This is a genomic window from Anaerococcus marasmi (assembly GCF_900290195.1).
Taxonomy (GTDB): domain Bacteria; phylum Bacillota; class Clostridia; order Tissierellales; family Peptoniphilaceae; genus Anaerococcus; species Anaerococcus marasmi.
The window spans coordinates 1408586-1431611 of sequence record NZ_OLMF01000004.1 but is presented as its reverse complement, the minus strand read 5'-3'; the positions used below and the strand labels follow the sequence as shown (position 1 = coordinate 1431611).

At 35.9% G+C, this 23026-nt stretch carries 20 protein-coding genes and 1 other annotated feature; of the genes, 17 read left to right on the top strand and 3 right to left on the bottom strand.

Translation table 11 applies throughout. The annotated features are described in order from the left end of the window. Window position 1 precedes the first annotated feature (1 nt). From C7D97_RS07385 to glmS, 4 genes are all read left to right on the top strand, one after another. A complete protein-coding gene (locus C7D97_RS07385; protein ID WP_105301423.1) occupies window positions 2–1003 on the top strand; it encodes an ABC transporter ATP-binding protein in 1002 nt (333 codons plus the stop codon). After that, window positions 993–2606, top strand: a complete 1614-nt coding sequence (locus tag C7D97_RS07380) for an oligopeptide/dipeptide ABC transporter ATP-binding protein (protein WP_105301422.1) — start codon at window positions 993–995, stop codon at window positions 2604–2606. Before C7D97_RS07385 ends, C7D97_RS07380 begins: the two co-directional genes overlap by 11 nt. Beyond that, on the top strand, window positions 2603–2791 hold the full coding sequence (locus C7D97_RS07375; protein ID WP_105301421.1) for a hypothetical protein: 189 nt from the start codon (window positions 2603–2605) through the stop codon (window positions 2789–2791). Before C7D97_RS07380 ends, C7D97_RS07375 begins: the two co-directional genes overlap by 4 nt. Window positions 2792–3028: 237 nt before the next feature. Then, window positions 3029–4852 (top strand): glutamine--fructose-6-phosphate transaminase (isomerizing), encoded by a 1824-nt coding sequence (gene glmS, locus C7D97_RS07370; protein WP_105301420.1) that lies wholly within the window; start codon window positions 3029–3031, stop codon window positions 4850–4852. 179 nt (window positions 4853–5031) lie between these two features. On the opposite strand, the gene C7D97_RS07365 is transcribed toward glmS, so the two are convergent. Next, window positions 5032–5223, bottom strand: a complete 192-nt coding sequence (locus C7D97_RS07365) for a hypothetical protein (RefSeq protein WP_105301419.1) — start codon at window positions 5221–5223, stop codon at window positions 5032–5034. A 220-nt stretch (window positions 5224–5443) separates the two neighbouring features. Between C7D97_RS07365 and C7D97_RS07360 the strand changes: the two genes are divergently transcribed. Continuing rightward, window positions 5444–5731, top strand: coding sequence for a hypothetical protein (locus C7D97_RS07360; RefSeq protein WP_105301418.1), 288 nt, complete (start codon window positions 5444–5446; stop codon window positions 5729–5731). 166 nt (window positions 5732–5897) lie between these two features. Here the strand turns inward: C7D97_RS07360 and C7D97_RS07355 are convergent, their stop codons facing one another. Next, window positions 5898–6161: a YkvA family protein gene (locus C7D97_RS07355; RefSeq protein WP_105301417.1), complete on the bottom strand. Its 264-nt coding sequence runs from the start codon at window positions 6159–6161 to the stop codon at window positions 5898–5900. A 259-nt stretch (window positions 6162–6420) separates the two neighbouring features. Here C7D97_RS07355 and C7D97_RS07350 point away from each other — a divergent pair, with 259 nt between their 5' ends. Next, the gene (locus C7D97_RS07350) at window positions 6421–7599 is read left to right on the top strand and encodes an ornithine cyclodeaminase family domain (RefSeq protein ID WP_105301416.1); all 1179 of its coding nucleotides are present in this window, start codon (window positions 6421–6423) and stop codon (window positions 7597–7599) included. A 3-nt stretch (window positions 7600–7602) separates the two neighbouring features. Next, on the top strand, window positions 7603–8706 hold the full coding sequence (locus C7D97_RS07345; protein ID WP_105301415.1) for an ornithine cyclodeaminase family domain: 1104 nt from the start codon (window positions 7603–7605) through the stop codon (window positions 8704–8706). Window positions 8707–8786: 80 nt separating this feature from the next. Here the strand turns inward: C7D97_RS07345 and C7D97_RS07340 are convergent, their stop codons facing one another. Continuing rightward, complete coding sequence (locus C7D97_RS07340; protein ID WP_105301414.1) at window positions 8787–10025, bottom strand: AraC family transcriptional regulator; 1239 nt, start codon at window positions 10023–10025, stop codon at window positions 8787–8789. A 352-nt stretch (window positions 10026–10377) separates the two neighbouring features. Here C7D97_RS07340 and C7D97_RS07335 point away from each other — a divergent pair, with 352 nt between their 5' ends. The 10 genes from C7D97_RS07335 to C7D97_RS07290 all read left to right on the top strand — a co-directional run bounded on the left by C7D97_RS07335 (window position 10378) and on the right by C7D97_RS07290 (window position 22972). Next, the gene (locus C7D97_RS07335) at window positions 10378–11790 is read left to right on the top strand and encodes an alanine/glycine:cation symporter family protein (protein WP_105301413.1); all 1413 of its coding nucleotides are present in this window, start codon (window positions 10378–10380) and stop codon (window positions 11788–11790) included. Window positions 11791–11831: 41 nt separating this feature from the next. Further along, entirely contained in the window at window positions 11832–12764 is a 933-nt protein-coding gene (arcC, locus tag C7D97_RS07330) for a carbamate kinase (RefSeq protein ID WP_105301412.1), read from the top strand. A gap of 17 nt (window positions 12765–12781) precedes the next feature. Then, the gene (locus tag C7D97_RS07325; RefSeq protein WP_105301411.1) at window positions 12782–15286 is read left to right on the top strand and encodes an ATP-dependent Clp protease ATP-binding subunit; all 2505 of its coding nucleotides are present in this window, start codon (window positions 12782–12784) and stop codon (window positions 15284–15286) included. 23 nt (window positions 15287–15309) lie between these two features. After that, the gene (gene argF / locus C7D97_RS07320; protein ID WP_105301410.1) at window positions 15310–16314 is read left to right on the top strand and encodes an ornithine carbamoyltransferase; all 1005 of its coding nucleotides are present in this window, start codon (window positions 15310–15312) and stop codon (window positions 16312–16314) included. 89 nt (window positions 16315–16403) lie between these two features. After that, window positions 16404–17369 carry a DUF4236 domain-containing protein gene (locus C7D97_RS07315; protein WP_105301409.1) on the top strand — a complete coding sequence of 322 codons (966 nt, stop codon included), beginning with the start codon at window positions 16404–16406 and terminating at the stop codon, window positions 17367–17369. Between the two features lie 255 nt (window positions 17370–17624). Beyond that, complete coding sequence (locus C7D97_RS07310) at window positions 17625–18926, top strand: pyrimidine-nucleoside phosphorylase (RefSeq protein WP_105301408.1); 1302 nt, start codon at window positions 17625–17627, stop codon at window positions 18924–18926. 85 nt (window positions 18927–19011) lie between these two features. Further along, window positions 19012–20022, top strand: a complete 1011-nt coding sequence (gene argF, locus C7D97_RS07305; RefSeq protein WP_105301407.1) for an ornithine carbamoyltransferase — start codon at window positions 19012–19014, stop codon at window positions 20020–20022. 74 nt (window positions 20023–20096) lie between these two features. Next, window positions 20097–20324 (top strand) — a binding site (T-box leader). A gap of 52 nt (window positions 20325–20376) precedes the next feature. Beyond that, window positions 20377–21345 carry an ABC transporter substrate-binding protein gene (locus C7D97_RS07300; protein ID WP_105301406.1) on the top strand — a complete coding sequence of 323 codons (969 nt, stop codon included), beginning with the start codon at window positions 20377–20379 and terminating at the stop codon, window positions 21343–21345. 9 nt (window positions 21346–21354) lie between these two features. Continuing rightward, entirely contained in the window at window positions 21355–22224 is an 870-nt protein-coding gene (locus C7D97_RS07295; protein WP_105301405.1) for an ABC transporter permease, read from the top strand. Next, window positions 22217–22972 (top strand): ABC transporter ATP-binding protein, encoded by a 756-nt coding sequence (locus C7D97_RS07290; RefSeq protein ID WP_105301404.1) that lies wholly within the window; start codon window positions 22217–22219, stop codon window positions 22970–22972. Before C7D97_RS07295 ends, C7D97_RS07290 begins: the two co-directional genes overlap by 8 nt. The last annotated feature ends 54 nt before the right edge of the window (window positions 22973–23026 follow it).

Genomic DNA, 23026 nt, shown 5'->3' with positions numbered 1-23026 from the left:
AATGAGTTTATTAGAAATAAAAAATCTACACACCTACTTTGAAACAAGACGTGGCCTTATCAAGGCTGTAAATGACGTATCTTTTACAGTCGATGCTGGTAAGACCTTGGGTCTTGTTGGAGAAAGTGGATCTGGTAAGAGTCAAACAGCTATGAGTATACTCCAACTGTTTGAGTCAAACCAAAAGATTTACGATGGTGAGATAATATTCGATGGAGAAAAGATATCAGACTTTAAGACTAGCCAAATGGAGCATATCAGAGGCAATAAAATATCTATGATATTCCAAGAACCTATGAGCTCCCTTAACCCAGTCTTTACTGTAGAAAAACAAATCTCAGAAGTTCTTATCCTCCATAAGGGAATGAATAAGAAGGAAGCAGCTAAAAGATGTGAAGAGCTTCTTGCAGCTGTTAAAATTCCTAATCCACATGTAGTGGCCAAGCAATATCCTTTCGAGTTATCTGGAGGAATGAACCAAAGGGTGATGATTGCCATGGCCCTTGCTTGTGAGCCAAAATTACTTATAGCAGATGAGCCTACAACAGCCCTTGATGTTACCATCCAAGCCCAAATCCTAAGACTAATGAATGATCTTAAGCATAAGGCTGGTACATCAATCCTCTTTATTACCCACGACCTTGGTGTAATAAATCAAATGGCTGATGAAGTTGCAGTAATGTATTGTGGACAAATAGTTGAGCAATCACCAGTTGAGTTTATCTTCAAACACGATATCACAGACTACAACCACCCATATACAATAGCCCTACTAAATTCAATCCCATCTATCACATCAGATAGAAATGAAAGACTTGACATCATACCAGGTTCAGTCCCACACCCACTTAACCTTCCAAAAGGATGCAAGTTTGCAGATAGGTGTAAATACGCTACTAAAAAATGTATAGAAGTGATGCCTGATTTAGTTTCAGTAAATGAAAACCAAAAGATCAGATGTCATTATCCAAATAGAAAGGAGAGGGAAGAAAATGAACAATGATAAAAAAGTCTTATTTAAGATAAGAAATCTAAAGAAGTATTTCCCTCTTAAGAAAAAGTCTATATTTAACAAGGGACCAGGCGAGTATGTTCATGCTAATGAGTCTATTAGCCTAGATATCTATCAAGGAGAAACCCTTGGTCTTGTAGGAGAATCTGGATGCGGTAAGTCTACTTTCGGTAGAACCCTCCTACAAATATATGATCAAACAGAAGGAACTACTCTTTATTACGGAAAGACCATAGAAGAAACTGCTCCAGCCTATATGCTAGATATGATCAAGAAGATTCCTAGCCAATTTCCTAAATATCACGAAGAAATCGAAGCTTTAAATAAGATTTACGAAGAATTAGAAAATGCTGATACAGACGAAAAAAGAGCGGAGCTTAACGAAAAGGCTATGTTTAAGCGTCGTGACCTAGAGGAAAACTACTTAAATATGGTCAGGATTGCTGGGGGACTTCTTGTAAGTGATGACCTAAACAAGGTATCTACTATGCTTAAGGAAAAATATGACATCCTTAAACAAAGGGCGAGCATCCTAGAAAAGATCGAAGAGATTGAGCAAAAAACTCAAATGAGATCAAGGACTTGGGAAGAATACGAAAAATTCCTAGAAGAAGATGTCAGATATAAGGACTTAATCAGCCAAAAATCTGCCAAGACTAAAGAAATCGAAGAGAAAGATCAATCTATAGAAGCCTACAGAAAGAGTCTCGAAAATGACGAGAGATTTGCCGAGCTTGAAGATCAGAGAGATGATGGAATCGACCTATCTGAGCTTAACAACCAGGAGATGAGAGCCTTAAGAAAGGACCTACAAATGATCTTCCAAGACCCTTACGGATCTTTGGATACAAAGATGACTGTAGGAAATATCATCGGAGAAGGTGTTCTAGGACATGAACTCTTTAAGAGTAGAAAAGAAAAAGGATACAATGAGTATATTAGAGAGACCATGGAAAAGTGCGGACTTGCTCCTTACTTCCTTCATAGATATCCTCACCAATTCTCAGGTGGACAAAGACAAAGAATCGGTATAGCAAGAGCTCTAGCCCTTAAGCCAAGCTTTATAGTTTGCGATGAGGCTGTAAGTGCCCTTGACGTATCTATCCAATCTCAGATCATTAACCTTCTTCAAGACCTAAAAGATGAGAACAACTTAACTTATCTTTTCATCACTCACGACCTATCAGTTGTAAAATATATATCAGATAGGATTGGGGTAATGTATCTTGGAGTTTTGGTAGAACTTTGTGAATCAGAGAGAATATTCGAAAATCCTCTCCATCCATACACCAAAGCCCTCCTACGTGCTATCCCAAGAACAGACGTAGATCAGGGCCAAGAGCTACAAGTTATAGAGGGGGATATACCATCAGCAGTAAAACCTCCAAAAGGATGTAGGTTCCATACAAGATGCGAATACGCAATGGACATTTGTGCCCAGTTTGAGCCAGAACTTAAAGAAAGAGAAGACGGCCACTTCGTGGCATGCCACTTACTTGATGTAAGCGAAGAAGAAAAGCAAAAGGCTTTCGAGAAAAATAAAATAGAAAAAGCTAAAAAGGAAGAAGAACTAGAAGAAATGAGCGCTATATGAAGGCTCCAATAGATAGATTTAAGGGCAAAAGCCAAAAAGAAATCTATGAAAAAGAGAGACTCCTAGATAAGGACAATCTCGAAAATAAAGATCAATTGGCTATGTTCCTTGCGGCGATGAAAGTATTTATGCCTTGGGTTTTGTTAATACTTTCTCCTCTTATAATTTTAGCTTTAGTAATCTAAAATGGGTCCTCCGGCTAGGCTGGAGGATTTTGTTTTGCTCAAATTTACAGGGTATAATAGAAAAATGAGGTAAAAACAACGAAGCGCCAGATCCCTTTGGGATGACGAGGAAGACAGTTATCGAAAATTCGGCGGGAGCTGTCTGGGTTCACAGCCCTAGTATTAGACAAAACACAGGAGCAATCCTGTGGACAGAGAAGATACAGTGGCCTCATAAAAATTAAATAGGAGGTTACTATGTGCGGAATAGTATCGTATAAGGGAAAGCTTGATGCAAGAGAGGTGATCATCGATGGGCTAGAAAGATTAGAATATCGTGGTTACGACTCAGCAGGCATAGCTGTGATTAATGATGGAGAGATTTCTTGTGTAAAAAGAGCCGGAAAGCTTGAGAATTTGAAGAAGGCCTTGGAGGAGAATCCCATCGAAGGCAAAGTCGGCATAGGCCACATCAGATGGGCAACTCACGGAGAGGCCAATGATATAAACAGCCACCCTCACCTTTCAAACAATGGTAAGATTGCTGTAGTCCATAATGGAATTATAGAAAACTACAGAGAACTTAAGAAAGAGTTAGAAGAAGAAGGCTACGAGTTTAAATCTTCGACAGATACTGAAGTTATAGCTGTAATACTTGAAAAATATTATGAAGGAGATCTCTTAGAAGCTGTAAGAAAGGCACGCAAAAGGCTTGTGGGAGCCTATGCTTGTGGCATTATATCTTCTGACGAGCCAGATAGACTTATTGGGATTAGACAAGAAAGCCCTCTTGTTGCAGGAATAATGGAAGATTCCTTCATGATGGCAAGCGATATTCCATCTCTACTAAAATACACCAGAGAGGTTATCTATCTAGAAAATGGAGATGTGGTAGATATCAAGGGAGATTCCTACACTATCTATGACAAAGATAATAAAAAAGTAGACAGAGAAATTAAAAAGATAGAATGGTCAGTTGATGCAGCTACTAAGGCAGGCTACGACCATTTTATGATCAAGGAAATAAATGAGCAAGCCTCTGTCTTAGAAGAGCTTATTAGACTAAATGTAAAAAATGACGAAGTCGTCCTTGATGGAGATTCATTTGATAAAGAAGATCTAGAAAACTTTAAAAGGATTTATATAGTAGCTTGTGGAACAGCCTACCATGCAGGCCTTGTTGGCAAGGCTCTTATAGAAAAACTTGCCAAGATTCCAGTAATCTGTGATCTTGCCTCAGAGTTTAGATATAATGATCCCTTCCTTGATGAGAAGAGCCTGGTAATATTTATATCCCAATCAGGAGAGACAGCAGATAGCCTAAAGGCCTTAAGCTTTGCCAAGAAAAAGAAAGCTAAGACCCTTCTTATAACAAATACCCTAGCCTCATCCATGGATAGGGAAGCTGATAAGTCTATATATTGCTACGCAGGTCCAGAAATAGCTGTAGCTAGTACCAAGGCCTACACTAGCCAAGTCCTAAATCTCTATTTCCTAGCCCTTGATTTTGCTAGGAAACTATCTAGAATAGACGATGATTATTATAGAGAAATTCTAGAAGGCTTAAGGGAGATTCCAGGAAAAATTAGAGAAATCCTAGAAGATGATAAGATAATAAAAGACTTTGCAGAAGAGATAAAAGATCAAAAGAGCCTGTTTTATATAGCTCGTGGCCTTGACTACCAAACTTCCATAGAGGCGGCTCTTAAGCTTAAGGAGGTCTCATATATCCACACAGAGGCTTTCGCAGCAGGAGAGTTAAAACACGGGACAATTTCCCTAATAGAAGATAAGACTCCAGTTATAGCAATAATGAGCCAGGCGAATCTTTTAGGAAAAACTCTATCAAATGTCGAAGAAGTCGTGGCAAGAGGAGCCAATGTATTTATCATAACAAGTCACAAAGACTCCAGAATGAGTAAGATCACTGATAAGATATTAATAATTCCAGAGACCTTGGATATCCTCTATCCGCTTCTTACAGCAATACCAGCCCAACTAATGGCCTATTACACATCAATAGCCAAGGGAATCGATGTAGACAAGCCAAGAAACCTTGCAAAATCTGTTACAGTTGAGTAAAAATTAACTAGCGATTTTTCGCTAGTTTTTTGCTATTAAGAAAAAATCAAAAATCTATAAATCCTATTATCTAATATAGAATCTTGAAAAATAGCAAAGAAGAGGATAGAGTCCTCGACTTTGCTCAACTTGATGCATAAAAAATTTGCCTATTCTTAAATCTATCCAATCTGTTTTAATCATTTCTTATCTTTATTATTTAAATTTCTATCCCAAAAGAAAGAAAATGTAAAAAAGAATAATAAGGAGACAACAAAACCTGGATAAGAAAATGATTTATTGACATAGGGACTCATAAAGTTATTCCCCCAAAAAAATGATAATATAGCTAGTCCGATTTTTAATAATATTCTTTTTCTATCTTTATCCATGATTATCTCCTATTGTAAATATTTTTTGTTGTATTACAATTCTTAAATTCTTCTTAGATATCGTATACCCTAAAGCCCTTATTAATATTTACAAGGAGAAATCTTATAAAAATCTTCAGAAAAATAAAAAGAAAATGTTTACATTATAAAAATCTGGGTAATATTATAACAAGAAAGATATATCACTATCGTTCTTAATATAAAAAAGGAGGACGGTCCGATGGAAGAGTTTGAATCGTTTGACCAAGTCCTATTTGAATCTTATCATGGAGTTAGTAAATTTGTTGAAAAGGAAAGAGCAAATAAACTCCCATCTGTTTTGGAATCTAGAAAGAAATTTAGGATTAACTGTAAGCTAAGAGAAGCTAGTAAAGATGTTTACGATAAGGAATCTTCTAGGATTAATCTACAATTGAATAGAGATGAAGATACTTTCTTTAAGGAAAATATTAGTTTAGGAGTAGCTAAAGATATATCTTCTGACAGAAACTACCCAGGTTGGCTCTAATTGCTTTTTGGACTTAACTAAGCTTTATTAGACGATAAGGCTATGAATGTTAAGTGAGATAAGATTATCACTAAGCAATTCTTGCAAATACCTGGGTTTTATTATTAGACAAGCAAAAAGCCTCAAATATCTGATTTAACTTTCAGAAAATTTGAGGCTTTATCAATTATTCTTCTATAACTACTGCTTCCTCTTTGTTTAAAACTTCATCAGGGATCATTTTGGATGTAAGATAGATTAAAAATGGAAGCACTATCGCATCATCCAAGATTCCTAGAAAAGGAAGGACGTCTGGTATCATATCAGCTGGCAAAACAGCATAGGCTATGGCAAATATTCCCATGAGCTTTGCCATTACTGGTGTATTTTTATTTTTCATTGCCCTAAAGTATACAGGGATAAAATTTTTGATTTTCATTAGCTTATTCATAAAACCTCCTTGAAGGTAAATCAATTTCTACTTTAATTATACTCGAAATTTCCTTTTGTCAAATTAAATATATTAATTGTAATATTAATAATATTGAAATATTAAAGAGAATTTATGAAAGGATGCTTTTTGACTATATATTTATAGCTTTTATAACTTATAAAGCAAAGGTTTACAGTTTCTAATATTGACTTATATATTATTTACCTATATGATAATATAAAGATAGTTTTTTACTTAGCAAATTTAGGAGGATTAAATGAGAGAAGACTTACTATTTACACCACCTAATTTTTCGGAAGAAAAATACGCTTCTGCTAAAGATGTAACTACTGCAGAAGTTACAAAAGATGGTGTAAGCCCAAAGGGTTTTTATTTAACAAGCCACATGCCAACCTATTACAAGGTTGATGGATCTTGGCAAATTCCAGAAAGAAGTTCTCAAGACTGTGTTGCAGTTGTTGAGGATGGAAAGGTATTCGTAAGAGAGTTTAGAAATCTTAAAAAAGGTGATAAGGTAGTTATCGCTAGCGAGACTGATGGTAGTGAAGGTGTTTTAAAATATGCGCAAGGTTTCTCAGAGGAAGTTTTTTCTCGTGGAGGAGATTTTGTTGAGGCATCAAATACATCAAACTACAAACTTCTTTACGAACTACTTAGAGCTGAAAAAGAAGCACAAGGAAATATCACTTGGGTTCTAGGACCTGCTGTTGTATTTGACTATGATACAAGAAATGGTCTATCAAGACTTGCAGAAAATGGATATGTTCAAGCTCTTCTTGGTGGAAATGCTATGGCTACTCACGACCTTGAAGGTGGTTATCTAAACACAGCTCTTGGTCAAGATATCTACACTCAAGAATCTGATCCACTAGGCCACTACAACCACCTGGATACACTAAATGCTATAAGAAAAGTTGGTTCTATAGATGAATTCATAAATGAAGGAAATGTTCGTGATGGATTTATTAAAACTCTAAACAGACTTGGAGTTCCAATTACTCTAGCTGGATCTATCAGAGATGATGGACCACTTCCAGAAGTTACAGGCAATGTATATGATTCTTTGGACAATGTAAGAGTTGCTACAGATAAGTCAAATCTTATTATTTGTCTTGCTACAACCCTTCACTCAGCTTCAACTGCAGAGACAGCTACAAGCTATAGGGTAGATGAAAACGGCAATATTGTTCCAGTATTTATCTTTACAGTAGATGTTACAGAAAACGCAGTTAGAAAAGTATCTGCTGCTAGAGAAGGAATAGCTGTAAGAACTCTTGTAACAAATGTTCAAGACTTTGTAGTGAACTTAGAAAAAGAACTTGTTCCAGAAGAATACCTATCTTATGACGAAGAACATGTTTACGAAGTAGAAGAAGCAAGTAGTGAAGCTTCTGTTGAAGATAAAAAGGCAATGAGCCAAGGAAGAGAGGAGTAGATGATGGACTATAAATTTGAAATGCCAAAATACTTCCCTAAAGAATTTGATGAGAAATTTGATAAATTTCCAAATGCTAAACTTGTAGAAGTAGAAGAAGACGGAATAAGCCCAGAAGGTTATCACGCTCTATCAGTTTTCCCAGAATATTTCAAGATAAATGATAAATGGGTACTAGCCCTTCAATCTAGAATGGATACTGTTGCAGTAGCAATAGATGAACCAGGAAATGAAAGAGTTGATGTTGTAGAATTTAGAAACCTTAAAAAAGGTGACAAAGTCGTTGTTGGACGTAAAGAAGATGGATCTGAAGGAATCTATGTTTATACAGAAGGTTTCGTAGATAAATCTAGCAAAGAAGAAGCAACGTTTGGATTTAGAGAAGGAAGATCAAGAGAAACAGCCTTTTCTAAAGATTACGATGAACTATATGAAGTTTTAAAATACGAAAAAGAAAACAATGGTTATGTAACTTGGGTACTTGGTACAGCGACATCTCTCGATGAAGAAAGTGATGATGCTCTGGCTAGACTTGTAGAAAACGGATATGCAAATGCAATCTTCTGCGGTACGGCAGCTGTTGCTTATGACCTTGAAAGAGCTAAGTTTAATACAGTAGAAGGCCAAGAAGAATATCTAAATAGCCAAAATACAAGAGAAAACTTCTATGAAGTAATCAACAGAGTAAACGAATACGGTTCTATCAAAGAATATGTAGAAAAAGAAGGTATAGAAACAGGATTTGTTGCAGCTGCAATTAGAAATAATGTAAACCTAGTAATAGCTGGAACAATTAGAGATAGATATACATTTAATGACACTTATAACAATGTATACGAAGCCCAAGATGAGATGAGAAGAAACATCAAAAAATCATCAACAGTAATCATGTCATCAGCAATCCTATTTACGATTGCTACAGGTAATATGACTCCATCATACAATGAAATTAATGGAGAAATAAGACCAGTATTCATGTATACAGTTGATATCCAAGAATTCGCTGTTAATAAACTATCAGACAGGGGAACATTAACTGCAAAAACAATGGTTACAAACTCACAAGACTTCGTCAAAAATATTGACAGAAATTTAAATCAAAAATAAAAAGCATATAATATACAAAAAATCCACCTTTCGAGGTGGGTTTTTTGTATAGCTTTATACTTATATTTGAAATTTGTGTTTTATAGGATTTCTGTTTGATAGATTAATTTCTTTCTAAAATCGCTGGGGTTTATTCCGTATATTTTCTTAAAATTTCTATTAAAGGTCTTAGTTGTGTTAAAACCAACAGTATAGGCTATATCTGTTACCGTGTCATCTTTTATTAGAAGTATTTTGGCTGCATTTACAATCCTTACATAAGTTAAGTAGGAATCAAAAGACTTATCTAGGTAAAAATCAAAAGAGTTGTTTATCTCTGTTGGATTTAGTCTAAATTTTATGGACAAATCTTCAATTTTTAAATCTGTATAATAGTACTTAAACAGATATGAAGTTATTTCTTCCATTTTACCTAAATCTATTACTTTTCTAGAGTGACTATTAGTTTTATTTTTAAATTCGCTGGTATTTATACCAAGCTTCGCCTTAAAAAACTTGGAGAGGTGAGATGGATCCTTGAAACCTAATACAACGGAAAGCTCTTCTAGGTTCATTTGCGAAAAGTTTAGATAGCCCATTAGCTTAATGAGTTTCATCATGGATGCAAGCGAGCTAAAGCTTAGACCTGTAGTTTCCTTGATATATTTGCTGATTTGAGACTGGCTTAGATAAAAATTCTCAGATATATTTTTAAGGTTGATATTTTCATTTAAATTAGAGTAAATATAGTGAAATATTTCGATATCGTGTTTATTTTTTAGTTTTTTTTTACTAGGATAATCTATATTTTTCTCAAAAATCACGACGATTTCCATAAGCTTTATAAAAATCATATGGTTAGAAAACTTGTCGCCTTGTTTGTACTTGGCAAGTTCATATTTGAGTTTATCAAGGATAGCTAATACTTCCTCTTCTTCGTTGCTAGAAAGAGTGACATAAATATTGTCAGAAACTAACTTGCTTAGGGAGTAGTCTTTCATAAATAAATCGTTAGTTCTTTTAAAGAGGATATTTACAAAGTCCAAATCGTAAACAACTACATCCATCAGAAGATCTTCGGTTACTTCCTTTATCTGAGTATAATACCAAGGAAGGATTCCTACCATAGATCCTTTTTTAATCTCTATATCTTCTCCTTGGATGTTTACAAGGGCAGATCCTTTTTTTACAATCCAAAACCTTGCATTTGTATGAAGGAGTGGCTCTGTCTTTTCAGTGAATACCTCGCTAGCTAAGTCTATTAGGGGAAGTTTATTTTTATTAGTTTCAAAATAAGTAGACTCATCTTGGATATTTGTTTTTTTAGTTATATGAATCATCTCCTCTTTTTCTTTTTTCCTGACATTTTATATAACAATTATATCACAAAGATTAAATATCAAGACAAATATATTTCTATTTACAAAAATAAAATATGTATTTGTCTTATATAAAAACGATTTCTTTTATATAATAATTACAAGGTCACAGTAGTAAGCCTCCTTATTATGGGTAAATGATAGAGAGAGGTTGCTAGGAGGAGTTATCTTTTATGAAATATGAAAGATTTCTTGCCTAAATCTAGGAGAGAAAACAATTCCTAGATAGCCTATATTATTTAAAGTTTACATCTTCTTTAGATAATATTAAAAAAGATGGTGGTTTGTTGTGATTTTCTACAAGGAGTAAATTATGCTAGAAATTATAAAATCATTTACGGAATGGCTATGGGGATGGCCACTGCTTGCCCTAGTTATGGGTGGTGGGCTAATTATTAATATTAAAACTGGATTTATCCAATTAAAATATTTCCCATATATCATGAGACAAACTTTTGGAAAGATGTTTTCTAAAGATGCAGAAGGATCTGGTACAGTATCAGCCTTTCAAGCCATGACCACAGCTCTTGCTTCATCTATTGGAGCAGCAAACATAGTTGTAGTTCCAACTATAATATTTGCAGCAGGTCCTGGAGCTATATTCTGGATGTGGATGGCTGCAATTATTGGACAAGGAACAAAGTTTGCGGAAGTTGCCCTATCTATCAAATATAGGGAGAAGAATGAAGATGGAGATTTCGTTGGTGGATGTTCTTATATGTTAAAGAACGGACTAAAGGGTGGTCTTGGTAAGGCTATGGGAGCCTTGGCAGCTTTCTTCTTTATGATTGAAATCCTTCCATCAATTACTCTTCAAACTCTATCAGCAGCAGGTCCTGTTGAAAATGTATTTGCTGCAACTAACTTAAACGAAAACATTATCAAAACAATTGCTATAATAGTTATTTTTATAATCGTTTCAATTGTAGTCTTTGGTGGAGTAAAACAAATTGGTAGAGTTACAGAAAAACTAGTTCCAATCATGGCAGCCCTATACATCCTTTTTGGTATAATCATAATTATTATGCACATAGGTGATGTACCAAGAGTTCTTGGATATATTTTTAAAGGCGCCTTCAATCCTAAAGCAGTTGCTGGAGGAGTTGGTGGAGCTGCTTTATCTAAGGTAATATCTATGGGTGTTGCTCGTGGTGTATATTCTAATGAAGCTGGTATGGGTTCTGCAGGATATGGTCATGCTGCAGCTACCACAGATCATCCAGCTAGACAAGGTATGTGGGGAGTATTTGAAGTATTTGCAGATACAATTGTAGTATGTACAATATCAGCCCTTGTTGTTTTATTATCAGGAGTATGGCAACCAGGTCTAAGCCAAGCAGAAAGCGACCAACTAGCACCAGTAGCAGTTGAAAGAGCATTTAACACAATGTTTGGTCAAGCGGGATCTATAGTAATATCAATAAGCTTATTCTTATTTGTATTATCAACAATTATAGTAATAGTATTTTATTGTGAAAAACAAGCTGAATATCTATTTGGTACTAAGGTTGGTAAGATAATGAGAGTTGTAGCATCACTTATGATTCTTCTTGGTATATTTGTGTCTTTCGAAAAGGCTGGAGTATTCTTAGACTTTACATTAGGACTTGTAGTAATACCTAATATGATTGGATTAATCGCCATGAGCGGAGAGATAAAAGATATCAAGAAAGAATTCTTTGATGGGGATAATTATTACAAACTAGATCAAAAAAATAAGAAATAGAACGTATTTATACAAACCATCATTTTGAGAAAGGACGATAGATGAAGAAAATAGTAGTAGCATTGGGTGGAAACGCCCTAGGCAATAGCCCAAAAGAACAATTAGAGGCAGTTAAGGGATCTTCTAAGGCCTTGGCAGATATTATAGAAAATTATGAAAATGTAGCCATAGTTCACGGAAATGGACCACAAGTTGGTGTAATAAACTTAGGATTATCTAAGGCAAGTGAGATCGATACAAGTATACCAGAATTTCCTTTGGTAGAATGTGTTGCTCTAAGCCAAGGTTATATAGGCTATCACCTTCAACAAGCAATTGAAAATGAGGTTGAGAAAAGAGAAATCGACAAGAAGGTTGTAACAATAATAAGCCAAGTAGAAGTTGACAAAAACGATCCTGCCTTTAAAGATCCAACTAAGCCAATAGGAACATTCTATAGCAAAGAAGAAGCAGAAAGAATTGAGAAAGAAGACGGTTATACTTTCAAAGAAGATGCAGGTAGAGGCTATAGAAGAGTAGTTGCAAGTCCAAAGCCAGTTAGGTTAAAGGAAATAGAAACCCTAAAAACTTTACTAGAAAATAATACAGCTGTAATTACAGGCGGCGGTGGTGGAATTCCAGTCTTTGATGAAGATGGTACTATCGTTGGAGTAGATGCTGTAATTGATAAAGATTTTGTTGCAAGTAAAATATCAGCAGATATAAATGCAGATAAACTTTTAATCCTAACTGCAGTTGATAGTGTATATATCAATTTCGGCAAGGAAAACCAAGAGGAACTTAGAGAAATTAGCGTAGCTGAAGCCAAGAAATATATAGAAGAAGGACAATTCGCTAAGGGCTCTATGTTACCAAAAATAGAAGCTTGTCTTAAGTTCTTAGAAGAAAATCCAGAAGGTGAAGCAATAATAACTTCACTAGACAAAGCTTTGGATGGATTAGAAGGAAAAGTAGGAACAAAAATAGTTAAGTAAAAATATAAGGAGGGTCAATGAAAGATATATATTCACTAAAGGCATCAATGGCGATTAAGGAAGCCAGAAACCTCGCCCTCCTCAATAAAAATCAAGAAGTAACAGACCTTCATCTGCTAAAGTCTATAACAGATCAAGAAAACCACGTCCTAGATACAATGCTTGAAGAGTTTTCTGTAGATAAAGATAACTTAGCTGATGAAATAACAAAAGCTATAGGAAAATTAAGGTCCAATGATGGACTTAGTAAGCTTTATTTTTCAAGAGATTACCAGCGTGCCTTGCTACTTGCCAAAGAAAATGCCAAGAAAAGATATGCTGAGAAGATAACTACAAGCCATCTATTTCTAGCTTTCTTTGATTTAGGCAAGACTACTAGCAAACATATCCTAGAAAAAGTTGGCCTAAGGCATGAAAAGTGTGAACAATATCTTGTAAATAAAGAAAAAGAAGTAGAAACCAGCGAGCGATTTAGCGAGAAAATAGGAGATCTCATAGATAAATATGGGATAGACCTTACTAAAAGAGCTAAAGAAGGTAAAATTGATCCTGTAATAGGGATGGATGATGAAGTAGATAGATTATCTGAAATTCTAACAAGAAGGATAAAAAATAACCCTATCCTAATAGGCGAGCCTGGAGTTGGTAAATCTGCAGTTGTAGAGGGATTAGCCCTAAAGATTGCCCAAGGAGATGTGGTTGATTTTCTAAAAGATAAGATAATATTTTCACTAAATATATCAAGTGTACTGGCTGGTACTGGTTTAAGAGGTGAATTTGAATCAAGAGTTAAAGATTTGATGGATATGGTAACCTCCTTTGAAGGAAAAATCATCCTATTTATTGATGAGATTCACACCATAGTTGGAGCTGGATCTTCGTCTGGTGGAATTGATATTTCAAATATCATAAAACCAAAGCTATCCAGAGGAGAAATAACTATAATAGGAGCGACAACTGTTGCTGAATACAGATCTCATATAGAAAAAGACGGAGCGCTAGAACGTCGTTTCCAGAAGGTTTTGATAAAGGAGCCAAGTATCGAGGAGTCTTATGATATTCTTCGTGGAATAAAGACTAACTACGAGAACTTCCACAATCTGATAATAACAGATAGCGCGATAAGGGCTTGTGTTGACTTATCGGATAGGTATATTACCGATAGAAAACTACCCGATAAGGCGATAGACCTTATGGATGAGGCAGCCTCTATGCTTAAAAACAAGCTTGAAAATACGCCGGATATACTTGATGATTTAAGAGAAGATATTCTAGAATTGGAAGAAAGCCTACAGCTTGAAGATAATGATAAGAAGAAAAATAAGTTAAATGAGCTAAAGAAGCTTTACGACAAAGATCTAGAAATAAAACAAGAAGAAACAGAAGATATAAAAGATCTAAGAAGGATAAGAAGCGATATAAGAGAGCTTGAGTTTATCAAAAAAAGATTATTAAACGAAGATAAATTCGAAGAATATACTAAAATCACCAAAGTAAAACTACCGGAGCTTAAAAAGGAAGAGAAATCCTACCTAGATAAGAAATATGAATTTGTCAAAATAGAAAAACTTGAAGAAAGTCATATCAAAACTTTGATATCTAGGATAACTAAAATTCCTGTCGAGGATTTGAATCAAGATAGGAAGGAGAAAATCCTAAATATAGACAAGGCTCTGGGTGAAAAAGTAATAGGCCAACAAGAAGCTGTAGAAAAGATATCAAATGCTATAATAAGAACGGCTGTTGGCATGAAAAATAGGCACAAGCCAATAGGGACATTTCTTTTTACAGGAAATACAGGACTTGGTAAGACCTATTTGGCAAAGGTTCTGGCAGATACCCTCTACGAAGGGGAAGAAAGCCTGATAAGATTTGACATGAGTGAGTATATGGATTCAAATTCCACAACTAAGTTTATTGGAGCTCCTCCAGGCTTTGTCGGTTATGAAGAAGGCGGCCAGCTTACTGAAAAAGTGAGGATCAATCCTTATTCGGTAATTCTATTTGATGAGATAGAAAAGGCTAACAAGCAGATTTTTGATATTCTTCTTCAAATACTCGATGAGGGAAGGCTGACTGATAATAGAGGCATAACCATAGACTTTACCAATACTATTATAATTTTGACATCTAATATATTGGCCAAGGAAGATGATAGCGATCTATATAAGCATGAACTTTACCAATACTTTAAGCCTGAATTTATAAATAGGCTTGATGCAATAGTTAAGTTTAATACCTTATCTTATAAAGATCTTATGGAAATCACAAAGATTTACTTAGAAGAAGTTAAAAATGATTTTGGGGAAATCGGAGTAAACTTTGCCTACACAAATGAAGTCATCGAGAAAATAGTAGACCTCTCAGATTATGAAGAATTTGGGGCTAGAGAGATTAGAAGAGTGGTTGATGATAAGATTGTAACCATGGTTTCTAGAAAAATCTTACAAGATGACTTGGATAGTACAAACGTGCTTACAATTATGTTAGAGGATGATAAGTTTTCCTTTAGCATTATGTAAAATAAAAAAATAAGGAGATTAAAATGGGAGTTAACTTAAGAGGACGCAATTTATTAGCTATTAAAGATTTTACAGAAGATGAAGTTTTATACTTAATAAAACTATCAGAACAATTCAAAAACTTGAAACTAACAGGGACACCACATAATTACCTCCAAGGTAAAAACATAGTCCTACTATTTGAGAAAACATCAACAAGAACAAGATGTTCATTCGAAGTTGCAGGCATGGACCTTGGTATGGGAGTAACATATCTAGATCCAGGTTCAAGCCAAATGGGTAAGAAAGAATCAATAGCTGATACTGCAAAAGTTTTAGGTAGATTCTACGATGGTATTGAATATAGAGGATTTAGACAAGATTTAGTAGAAGAGTTAGCTGATAATGCAGGAGTTCCAGTATGGAACGGTCTAACAGATAAATGGCACCCAACTCAAATGATAGCAGATATGCTTACAATCAAAGAAAACTTTGGACGCCTTCGTGGTCTAAACTTTGTATATATGGGCGATTGCAGAAACAACATGGGTAACTCCCTAGCAGTAACTTGTGCAAAACTTGGTATCAACTTCATCGGTTGTGGACCAAAAGACCTATGGCCAGAAGAAGATGTTCAAGAACTAGCTAGAGAATTTGCTAAAAAACACGGAACAAAAGTTGAATTTAGCGAAGATGTAATGGCAAGCACAAAGGATGCTGATGTAATATACACAGATATTTGGGTATCAATGGGAGAACCAGAAGATGTTTGGGCTGATAGAATCGAACAACTTCACCCATTCCAAGTTAACCAAAAGGTAATGGACAATGCTAAAGAAGAAACAATCTTCATGCACTGCCTCCCATCTTTCCACGATTTAAATACAACAGTTGGTAAAGATATCTATGACAAATTCGGCGACAAATACGAACTAAACGGTATGGAAGTTACAGAAGAAGTCTTCCTATCACACAAATCTAAAGTATTTGATGAAGCTGAAAACAGAATGCATACAATTAAAGCTATAATGTATGCTACACTTAAGTAAAAAAGATTAACTAAGACTGCCGGCTCTGCTGGCAGTTTTATTATGGGAAAATTCTCCCTAATTTGATATAATTATCAAAGGAGGAAGTTATGGGAATAAGATTTAGAAAAAGTATAAATTTAGGCAAGGGCTTTAGGATAAACATGTCAAAGACTGGTCCAGGATTTTCCTGGGGAGGCAAGGGGTTTAGACTAACCAAAACTGCCAAGGGAAATATCAGAGGAACAGCCTATATCCCTGGAACGGGCTTATCCTATCAGAAAGAATTCAAAAATCCCCTAAATGACTTAGGGAAAAATCATACAGAAGAAAATAAAGAAGGAAAAACAATAAATAAAACATCAGCTATTGACTTTAAAAACATCAAGTCAACTGCCCTAGAAGATGTCCTAGAAAGTAGAAAGGAAGAAAGACCCTACAAGCTTGTTGGCCTTATTCTTTCTGTTGCAGGAATATTTTTATTTTTTATAAATCCCCTATTCATAGGACTTACAATAATAGGTGCTATTCTTTATTTTTATAAAAAAAATCCAGAGCAAGTAAGCTTAGAATATGACTTCGAAGACAGATCCAAGGAAGAATACGACCTTAGCAATAAGCTTTTGGCAGGGATATTAGAAAGTGATGAGGTCTTTCTAATAAATGATCTAGAAAATGATCTAATCCTAGATAGAAGCCCTCTAAGACTAGTAAAGGGCCTTCCTAAGGGAATAGATACAAATGTAGAGATAATAAGCCTTGAAGCAGACGATATAAGTATAAGCTTCTTGCCAGATGCTCTTTTACTTGAGAAAAACAAGGACCTTAAGGCAATTGACTACAAGGACCTAAGGGTCGATCTTAGGGCAGAAGACTTCAAGGAAGAAGGGAAAGTCGCAAAAGATGCAAGAATCCTAGAAAAAACCTACAAGCACACAAACAAAGACGGAAGTCCAGACAAAAGATATAAGGATAATCCAGAAGTAAGTCTAGTAGAATACGGAATCTTGCAAATAGAGAATTCTGATTTGAATTTAATGATTGGCTTTTCTGATACAGTAATTGATGGTGAGTAAAGTTATTAGATTCCTGTATTTTACAAGCGATATTTAAAATAAGATGAAAAATACATTAGTTAAATTTTATGAAGTATATCTTCTGCCTTTATTATTAGATAGAATGTAGCTATGTTTTAGGAAAGTAAATCATCCAATGTCCATAAGAGATTAGTCCTTGAAAGCTCACTCTAAAAACGATGATTTAATTCTTTTGTGTCAACGCTCTATCAGTTCTAATAGTTGGTATTTTCTTATTATTCTAAAGGAGAAAAAATGAGATTTATTGATATAATTGAAAAGAAAAAACTTAAGGAAGAATTAACAGATGAAGAGATCCAATTTTTCGTGGATGGAGTAACTGACGATTCGATTGAAGACTATCAAATAGCGGCCCTCCTCATGGCGATAAGACTTAACGGAATGACAGAGCATGAGACAGCTAAGCTTTCTGAAGCTATGATGCATTCTGGAGATGTAATCGACCTATCAGAGATAGAAGGAATCAAAGCTGACAAACACTCAACAGGAGGAGTTGGAGATAAGACCTCAATGGCACTAGGTGCAATGGTTGCTGCTTGTGGCCTTAAGCTTGCCAAGATGAGTGGTAGGGGCCTGGGACACACTGGAGGAACCCTTGATAAATTAGAATCTATCGAAGGATTTAATATTGCCCTTACCGAAGAAGAATTTAAAAAGCAAGTAAATGAGATCGGCCTTGCCATAATCGGTCAGACTGGAGACTTGGTCCCAGCTGATAAGAAGCTCTACGCCCTAAGAGATGTAACAGCAACAGTAGATTCAATTCCTCTAATCGCTTCATCAATTATGTCTAAGAAACTTGCTTCTGGATCTGACACTATACTACTAGATGTAAAATATGGTGAAGGTGCCTTCATGCACACAGTAGAAGATGCCAAAAAACTTGCCAACGCTATGATTTCAATTGGTAAGAAACTAGGCAAAAACACCATGGCTATGATTACAGATATGAATCAACCTTTAGGAAATACTATAGGTAACGCCCTTGAAGTAAGAGAAGCTATCGAGACAGTAAAGGGGAAGGGTCCAAAAGACTTCACAGAACTTTGTATGTGTGCTGGTGAGATTATGCTCATGCAAGCTGGTAAGGCAGAGACTAAAGAAGAAGCTAGAAAGATGCTAGAAGAAGCAATCTCATCTGGAAAAGCCTACGAAAAGCTAGAAAAAATGGTAGAATATCAAGGCGGAAATGTAGAACAAATCAGAAACACAGACCTCCTTCCTCAAGCGAAATTCAAAACAGAAATGTTATCTGAAGAAGAAGGCTACATTGAAAATATCCACTCAATGGGACTTGGTATCCAGGCAATGAAGCTTGGAGCAGGAAGAGCTAAGAAAACTGACCCTATAAACTATGCTGTAGGCCTTGCGATGAATGCCAAAAAGGGCGACTATGTCAAAAAGGGCGACCTCCTTTGTACAGTCTACCACGACGAAGAGCTAACAGATGAATGGAGGAAAGATTTCTATGAAACCTTTACCTTTACTGACAAAGAAGTAGCGCCAATTCCAATAGTAGAAGAAATTTTAAAATAAACTTACAAGAGACCTCGCCTCGGCGAGGTTTTTTCATCCTAATAACAAATCAAAAATAAGGTATATTGATACAAAGGAGAAATATATGGAGATTGATTTACGAAGTAGGAACTTTCTTGCTATGCAAGATTTTTCTGAGGAGGAGATTTTATATCTTATAGATTTGGCGGCTGATTTTAAGAAGCTTAAGAAGGAAAAAAGGCCCCACAAGTATCTTGACGGACAAAACCTAATCCTTCTTTTTGAGGAAGCTTCCACAAGGACCAGGACTTCCTTTGAGGTTGCAGCCTTTGATTTGGGAATGGGAGTAAGTCTTATAAATTCTTATTCAAGTAAGCTCGGCGAGAAGGAATCTATCGAAGATAGTATCAATGTCTTCGACCGCTATTACGACGGCATAGTCTACAGAGGAAACAAGCAGGACATGCTAGAAAAACTCGTAAAGATGACAGAAGTTCCAATCTATAATGCCATGACAGAAAAGACCCATCCAAGCCAGATGATTTCAGATATGCTTACAATAAGGGAAAAGTTCGGCTATCTTAAGGGACTTAATTTATTATATCTAGGCTATCCTGGAGATATTATGCCTAACTCCCTATCTATAACCTGTGCCAAGCTTGGAATAAACTTCACTGCAGCAGGTCCTAGGAAATATTTCCCTAAGGAAGATTTTATAAGGCTTTCTAAGGATTTTGCGAAAGAGAGTGGGTCCCAGATTACTTATACAGAAGATTTGAATTTAGCTTTGGGAAAAGCTGATATAATCTATACTGATATGTGGATTGCCCTAACAGAGTCAGAGGATGTGCCTTTAGATAGGATTATGGAGCTGTACCCTTATAGGGTCGATAGGAAGGTAATGGATAAGACAAAGGATACTACTATATTTATGCATTGCTTGCCAGCTTTTCATGATAAAAAATCCAAGCTTGCCCAAAAGGTCCTTGCCAAACTTCCTAAGGATATGGACTTCGATGGGATGGAAGTTACCGATGAAGTCTTTAGATCAGCGAAGTCTACTGTTTTCGATCAGACAGAAAATAGGATACCAGCAGTTAAGGCAATCTTGTATTCAACTTTGAAATATGAGTAATTATATACTTTAACAAATAATTTATCAAAAACATTTGACAAAGTTTATTTTTCCGTGTATTATCTAGTTAAAGAATAAATGTGATTACAGAAAGATAGTTTATATGAATTACTTAAGAGAAAAGACGGTTGGTGCAAGTCTTGTAAGGAGTATATACTTATTCCCTCTGTATGCAGAATAGCCGAATCTAGTAAGCTATTACGGAAGCTACCGTTATCAGAAGCAAGGAGTTGATAGACTCTTGTCAAGGTAATCTTTAGATTATGAAATTAGGTGGTACCACGAATACACTCGTCCTATACAGGGCGGGTTTTTTTGTTAGATAAAAGTCTATCGGAAATTATGGAGGATAATATGAAAATTAAGAAAATTTTAGGACTAATGTTGGCTATGACCCTACTAGGATCTTGTGGAAACAAGGCGAACGAAACAGAAAAAAACACTGAAGAAGGATCCAGTTATAAGGCGAAGATAGGAATTGTACAAATTGCAGATCACCCTTCCTTGGATGCGGCAAGAGAAGGCTTTATTGAAAAGCTCGATAGCGAAAATATTTCCTATGAGTTAATAGACCACAGGGCAAACGGAGACCTTGCCCTAATCCCACAATTTGCGACAGACCTTAAGAACAAAAATGTTGACCTAATCTATACCATAGGAACACCAGCAGCCCAAGGAGTGGCCAATACCATAAAGGATAAGCCTGTTTTATTCGCTGCAGTAACAGACCCAGAAGGAGCAGGACTTAGCGGAGAAAATATTACAGGAGTATCTGATTATGTAGAAGCAGGAAAGCTTATAGATGACTTCTTAAGCCTATATCCAGACACTAAGGTATTCGGAACAATGTATAATACCAACGAGCAAAACTCCCAAGTTCAAATCGAAGCCTTGGAAAAGGCTCTAGAAGAAAGGGGCTTAAAGCTAGAAAAGCGAGGAGTATCTTCGATAAACGACATACCTCAAGCTATAGCAAGCCTTAAGGGCAAAATCGATGCTATGGTTACAGTAACAGACAATGTCGTTGTAAATGCTATGCCAGTTATAAGTGAGGCCCTAGCCAAGGAAAAAATTCCATCAATCGCCTATGATGAAGGAAGCGTAGAAAATGGGGCCTTGATGAGTGAAGGAGTAAACTACGGACAGCTTGGAAGTCAGGCTGGAGCTATGGCAGCAGAGATTCTTAAAAATGAGAAAAATGCCAAAGATATTCCTTACGAGAAGGCAGAAAATCTAAAAGTTCTTGTAAACACCAAGACTGCCGAGACTTTGGGAGTAGATTTAAATCAAGATTTACTAAAGAATGCAGAAAAAATAGACTAAGGAGAAGAAATGACTGGCTTATTATCATCACTAGGAGCAAGTATAGAAATAGGTTTAATATTTGCAATCCTTGCCATGGGCTACATGCTTAGCTACAAGTTTTTAAAATATTATGACCTATCCCTCGAAGGAACCTATCCTTTGGGAGCTTTTATAGCAGCGGTTCTAATTCAAAAGGGGCTGGGTCCTTATCTTGGAATCATAGGAGCTATAATATGCGGGGGGCTTGGAGGATGTCTTACTTACTTTTTCTACAAAAAGATTAAGGTAGACCCACTTCTTTCAGGAATCCTAACCCTAACCATCCTTTATTCCATAAATTTAAGGATAGGAGGAGCAAGTAATATCCCTATAGCAGGAAATCCAAATATCTTTGGGGCCCTTCCCAAATGGCCAATCCTACTTGGCCTAACCCTAATAATCAAACTTGCTATCGACTATTACCTAAGAAGCGAGACAGGCTACCTACTTAAAATTACTGGCAATAACAGAAAACTTGTCAAACAATTAGGTAAAAATCCAGATAGCTTCATCATGGTGGGGCTCATCCTATCAAATGCTCTCATAGGTCTAAGTGGAGGCCTTATGGCCAACTACCAGGGCTTTGCCGATATACAAATGGGAACAGCCATGATAGTGACAGGTCTTGCGTCAATTATCATAGGAGATACCTTGATGAAATCTAGAGATAAGCTTAGAGATACATCAAGGGCAATACTTGGAGCAATTGTCTATAGGATTATATCAGGCCTTGCAATTTATCTAGGATTAAATCCAAACGACCTAAAGCTTATCACAGCTTTAATTGTAATAGCCTTTATTTCCTACAACAATTACCTAGCTGATAGAAAATACAAAAGGATGGTTAAAAATGCTTGAAATTAAAAATATTTCCAAAACTTTCAATATAGGCACAAGCGAAGAAAATACAATATTTAAGGATTTCTCCCTAAAGATAGAAGAAGGCCTTGCTACAACCATCATAGGACCTAATGGCTGCGGAAAGTCTACCTTGATGAATCTAATAAGCGGAAGCCTTCCCCTAGATTCAGGACAGATTTTAGTAAATGGAGTAGAGATCAGCAAACTTAGCGAGGAAAAAAGAGCTAAATATATGGGAAAGGTCAACCAAGATCCCAAAGACGGGGTGGCGACCAACCTAGATATCTACGAAAACATGGCCTTAGCCCTAAAAAAGGGAGAGAAATTCGGCTTAAGATCTCTTAAGAAGAGCTCGGATACAGAAGAAATAGTAAGAAGACTTAAGAAATTAAAGCTAGGCCTTGAAAACAAACTCCAGACCAAGACGGGCCTACTATCTGGAGGACAAAGACAATCCCTAGCCCTTCTTATGGCGACAGCCAAAAAGCCGGACCTCTTATTATTAGACGAGCACACAGCAGCCCTTGACCCAAAGACCAGTCGAAACATAATGGACATGACAAGAAGCCTTATCGATAAGGAAAACATGACAACTCTTCTAATCTCCCACAACCTAAGAGACGTTGTCAAATACTCTGACAGGATAATCATGCTAAACAAGGGAGAAATTGTCCTTGACTTAAGGGCAAAGGACATCACAGAAGACGACCTAGTAAAAGCCTATAAGGAAAAATTAGGAGAATAATATAAGACCACTAGTAATACAAGCTAGTGGTTTTCAAATAAAACAATTTAACGT